The sequence below is a fragment of the Rickettsia sp. genome (genome assembly GCF_965035265.1).
In genome coordinates this window covers 1-3,669 of the sequence record NZ_CBCDJS010000115.1, presented here as the reverse complement: position 1 = coordinate 3,669, position 3,669 = coordinate 1, and the positions used below count along the sequence as shown (strand labels likewise).

Below are 3,669 nucleotides of genomic sequence, written 5' to 3'. Positions count from 1 at the left end.
TTGAAAATAGGAAATTTTTGTATCTACATCCCCTTCAGTTACGGCTAAGATTAAATTATGGAATTCTTGTGAATCTTTTAGATCTTCAGAAGATAAATTTTTGCGAGCAATAGAAGCAGATTTAGCTTTATTACTCATAATATATTCGGCAAAAGCTAAAATTAAAGCATATCTATCATGATTAATTTTTCGTTTATTAAAAATATTATGTATTTTAGACGGTAAATCGATAATTAATATTAGAAATCTAATGACAATAAAACAAGAAATTAGTAATAAAAGCCCTAACATAAGACTAAAGAACAACGTAGTTTCAATATTATAATCGTATAAACTAATAAAAACTTTTGAATCAAAGCTCTCTATTAAAGTAAACCCGAAATAAAGCAGTAAAAAAATAGCACATATTAACAATAATCTAAACATCTTTATTTACAAACTCCTGCATAAATTTTTCTGAATAAAGAAAATCGATTAGATAGTTTAATTTCTCTAAAACTAGAGCCTTATCTTGTTCTTTTATTATCATAGCAGAAGGTTTTTTCTCAATTTTGATAAATTTCTCCAGCCATTTATGGTTGGTAGGAAAAACTACTTCCGTACTACTTGGTTTAGAGAAAAGATAATTATTATTATATGCTTCTAAATTAGCTAAAATATTCCTGATATCTTGAGGTAATGGATAGGAATTTACTATTCTTAGCTCCTTATTATAATCCTTATCTTGCATAAAATTATATACTAATAAATTTACGCTTAATAAGTAGTGAATATAGTCTACAGGATATGATTTAGGAGTATCGTCAATTGATTTGAATGTGCCTACTTTATCATTCATCACTTTCCTATTAGTTATAGGCTCTACCCTTGGCTCCTTGTCTCCGAATGAGGCTGAATTGACTATAGTTTCTAGTCTCTGTTCGGGCGGTGCTTCAGGAAACTTTAAGGAACTTACATAATTTAAAAGAGATTTAGTAGATAATAGTGGTACTTCATTTTTTTCTTCACTAATATTTGATTTACTTTCTTCTACCGTATCAAATGTTTGACTTAAATCTTTGGCATCACTTTTAAACAATTTTAAAATATCAGATCTATTATGGCACAAGGTAAAAGAAGATAAGACAAATATTACTATTGCTATAAAAAAGATGTTTCTACTTTTAAATAAACTATCAAATTTTTGCATTTTCGGATAATAACTTGATTATATCGTTAGGGTTTTGATCATCACAATAAATCGCATTTTTTATAAAAGGTCTAACTATATTTGCGACTTTCAAACTTATAGCTATAACTAAACTATCTTGTAAGTATTCTAGTAAATTATTTTGCAGTAATAATCTTACTAAAGTCGTAGCACTATTCTGAGAATAAAGAAGTACAAAGTCAATATTGCTTTTAAATTCTTTTATAATAGATAAGGGCAGCTCATTCAAATATTCTACATTATAAATGATATGTCTAGCTATTTTATTAGGTAAATCTTTAGTAATTTCATTTGAAGATAAATATATAGTCTGCTCATATAAATCAGGAGGAAAATGCTTAATCAAATCTTCGACGTTTTTAGCGACATAAGCTACTTTCTTGCCTAATAATTGTTTTGACTTATTACCTACTACCCAAATATCTTGTATTAAATCATAATCGGCTAAGATACTTGCCGCATATTTACTAGTAATGATTACATTTAAATAATTATCTAAAATATTAATATTAAAATCTAATGTTTTATATTTAATTAAAGGACAATGAATATAACGTAAATCTAAATTATATTTACTTATTTCCTTTATAGTTTCATTGTTTTCTTCAATATTTCTAGTTAATAAAACCGATTTCATACAATATCTGCACTCCTATATAAAAAGCAACCGCCCAAATAATAATAGCAGCTATTTTATTAATTATAGTTAAAATCGTGCTACTTTTATTTAATTTTCTAATATTACAACCTGCAACTGCTAAAGAAAAAAACCACATCCAAGATATAAGTATGCAAGTTAAGGTAAATATAATTTTTGCACTACCGTTATACTTTAAAGCACTAGTACCTATTACTACAATCGTATCCATAATTGCATGCGGATTTAATATTGACACCGATATAGCAAATAAAATTTGTTTCTTAGCTGAAAAAGCTCCCGAATTCATTGTAAGATCAATAGGCGGCTGATTCCAAGTATTATATCCCATATAAATTAAAAAAATAAATCCAACAATAAATATAGATAATTTTAGTGCAGGAATTTCAAAAATTATCAAAGATAAACCAAGAACGGCAATACATATAAGGATAGTATCGCACAGCGAAGCAGCTATGATACTTGGTAAAGCTTTTTGAAATTTCGGTTGTGTAGCTCCTTGGTTAAATATAAAAATATTTTGTACTCCGAGCGGTACTATTAAACCGAGTGCTAAAACGATGCCATGTAAAAAAGCACTTAATATATCGTTATTCATTTAATTTATTATACTTATTATTATCATTGCACATAATAAGACCATACCCACAATTATTATGGATCCTATTTTATTAATTATTTTTAATATTATAGCATTTTTATTTAATTTTCTAATAATATAACATATTTTAATCAATATGTTATATTGCATTTAGATATTTTTTTTATAATGCCACTAAGAATTTACTATATTAGATTCTGAGAATATTCCCAATCAATTTAAAATAACAAAAGTTTAAAAAAAATTATGCACATTTTCATTTTATCTCTATTAACTAAGTTTTGTTTGTTCTTCTCATTTGTCGTAAGTGCGAATGATACAACGGTTACCATTTCTAATAATGCCGTTATATATACAAAATCAAATGATATTAGTATGGATTTAGAAATTTTAAAAATATCTACTAAGAAAATTGAGATTGAGTATCAATTTACTAACCATAGCAATAACGACATTACAACTCAGGTTATTTTTCCTCTTCCCCTTTCACCAGTTACCTCAGAAGAAGGATTATGTAGTCACTATCTCTATTACTTGACTGAACTTTATCAATCATATTTATTGAATGTAAAGACATTTGATTATAGTCCTACTGATTTTAAACGCACTGTCAATGGACAGGAATATAATTATGGCATTATTGTACGTGCTATTGATAAGGATGGAAAGGATATCACTAATATTCTAATTGACAATAATATCCCTCTTCTTTCTTCAACTTATATAGCGGGATGTTGGGATAGTGAGGTTATTAATAATCAGTTAAAAGAAAAACTTACAAAATTAAACCTTATTGATGACCAGGATAGAATTCTTTGGCAACTTCAGATGAGTTATGTATGGGAACAAACTTTTCCTGCTAAACAAACTATAAATATTACTCATAGTTATAGTCCTCATGTTGGAAATGATTTTTTAAATGCCTTTCTTGATTTCGATGATAACCTTACTAATTATTGTGTTAGTACTACAGATCATGAGTTAATGCTTAATAAAGAACCATCAACTCGTGTATCAGAAGTGCATTATATCTTATCAACAGGAGCTAATTGGAAAGGACCAATTAAAAAATTTCGTCTTGAAATTACCCCTCCAAAAGCACCTCACTCTATTATACTCGGCTGTATTGAAATTCCTTTTAAAAAAAGAGACAAAGGAGGAGTGTATATTTATGAAATAGAAAATTTTACTCCAAAACAA

The 3,669-nt window shown here is 27.3% G+C and carries 5 protein-coding genes; 1 reads left to right on the top strand and 4 read right to left on the bottom strand.

Annotated features, from left to right (window positions below):
* The 4 genes from AC1Z7D_RS06500 to AC1Z7D_RS06485 form a co-directional block, all read right to left on the bottom strand.
* A partial coding sequence (locus AC1Z7D_RS06500) for a heme biosynthesis HemY N-terminal domain-containing protein (RefSeq protein ID WP_482603003.1) occupies positions 1 to 426 on the bottom strand: 426 nt, incomplete at its 3' end.
* A complete protein-coding gene (locus AC1Z7D_RS06495; RefSeq protein ID WP_482603001.1) occupies positions 419 to 1,189 on the bottom strand; it encodes a palindromic element RPE2 domain-containing protein in 771 nt (256 codons plus the stop codon). The genes AC1Z7D_RS06495 and AC1Z7D_RS06500, both read right to left, overlap by 8 nt.
* On the bottom strand, positions 1,176 to 1,847 hold the full coding sequence (locus tag AC1Z7D_RS06490) for a uroporphyrinogen-III synthase (RefSeq protein WP_482602999.1): 672 nt from the start codon (positions 1,845 to 1,847) through the stop codon (positions 1,176 to 1,178). The genes AC1Z7D_RS06495 and AC1Z7D_RS06490 overlap by 14 nt, the downstream gene beginning before the upstream one ends.
* Positions 1,825 to 2,466: a LysE/ArgO family amino acid transporter gene (locus tag AC1Z7D_RS06485; protein ID WP_482602997.1), complete on the bottom strand. Its 642-nt coding sequence runs from the start codon at positions 2,464 to 2,466 to the stop codon at positions 1,825 to 1,827. Before AC1Z7D_RS06485 ends, AC1Z7D_RS06490 begins: the two co-directional genes overlap by 23 nt.
* A 249-nt stretch (positions 2,467 to 2,715) precedes the next feature.
* On the opposite strand from AC1Z7D_RS06485, the gene AC1Z7D_RS06480 reads away from it, so the two are divergent.
* The coding region (locus AC1Z7D_RS06480; RefSeq protein ID WP_482602995.1) for a DUF4424 family protein at positions 2,716 to 3,669 on the top strand (954 nt) is incomplete at its 3' end.

What these genes read in the sequence shown, in the direction of transcription:
- AC1Z7D_RS06495 (WP_482603001.1), bottom strand. Translation starts at nt 1,189, where the DNA reads ATGCAAAAATTTGATAGTTTATTTAAAAGTAGAAACATCTTTTTTATA.
- AC1Z7D_RS06490 (WP_482602999.1), bottom strand. Translation starts at nt 1,847, where the DNA reads ATGAAATCGGTTTTATTAACTAGAAATATTGAAGAAAACAATGAAACT.
- AC1Z7D_RS06485 (WP_482602997.1), bottom strand. Translation starts at nt 2,466, where the DNA reads ATGAATAACGATATATTAAGTGCTTTTTTACATGGCATCGTTTTAGCA.